We start from the raw sequence: 1058 nt of genomic DNA on the forward strand, positions 1-1058 counted from the left end.
ATTTATGGAGGGGTATTATGTGGGATGTTATTACCAAAATATTATTGGAATTTTTATCACTTAGTAAAAACTTATTAGTGTTATTTATCGGTATTACCTTTTTTATTAATTTTATTCAAGCTTACGTTCCATTTGAAAGGTTAGAAAAGTGGATGTCTGGTAAAAATGTTTTTTTGGGTAATCTTTCAGGTGCAGTACTTGGATTTATCACACCATTTTGCTCTTGCTCTACGGTTCCTTTATTAATCACCATGATCAATAGAAATGTACCCTTTCAAACGGTGATGACGTTTTTATTTACATCTCCGCTCTTAGATCCTTGGATCTTAGCACTGATGGCCTATGTATATGGTTTAAAAGTGACTGTCATATATACGATTGCTACTTTTATTTTTTCCATGCTTATCGGTTGGTTTCTAGATAAACGAAACTTTAGGCAATATGTAAAAGAAGTGATGGTGAAGGGGAATCTAGCAGAATTAGATGAAGCTCGAAGAAAAAGTATTGTTTATAATTTGAAAGTTTCAACTAAAGAAACATTAGGGCTCATTCGCTCGGTTCTAGCTTATATATTAATCGGTGCTTTTATAGGAGCCATCATCAAAGAAGCTGTTCCTACCGACTTTCTTGCTTTCATCTCAGATCAAAATCAATGGTGGGTTGTCCCTCTTGCCGCTATTATCGGTGTTCCACTCTATGTTCGACTATCTACGATGATGCCGATAGCTCAAGCCTTGTTAATCAAAGGGTTTCCAATAGCACCAACCATGGCTTTATTAATCGGTGGTGCAGGGGCGAGTCTACCTGAAATCATTATGTTAAAAAGCATCTTTCACAAGAAACTCATCGGTGCATTTATTACATCCGTGTTTACGATGGCTACATTTTCAGGTTATTTATTCTTAGTTTTAAACTATTAATCAAAGGAGGTTGAATCACATGGGATTACTATCCATTTTAAAAGGAAATAAGAAAAAGAAGGATTGCTGTAACATTGAAATTGTAGAAGTAAAAAAAGAGGACGCAACGAATTGCTGCTCAAAAGAGATTGAAAAAAA

At 34.8% G+C, this 1058-nt stretch carries 1 protein-coding gene; it reads left to right on the plus strand.

Annotated elements, in window-relative coordinates:
• Nucleotides 1–17: 17 nt before the first annotated feature.
• Complete coding sequence (locus Q5Y73_RS24610; RefSeq protein WP_305994566.1) at nucleotides 18–920, plus strand: permease; 903 nt, start codon at nucleotides 18–20, stop codon at nucleotides 918–920.
• Nucleotides 921–1058: the final 138 nt, after the last annotated feature.

The sequence above is a fragment of the Chengkuizengella axinellae genome, assembly GCF_030730905.1.
Lineage (GTDB): Bacteria > Bacillota > Bacilli > Paenibacillales > KCTC-33759 > Chengkuizengella > Chengkuizengella axinellae.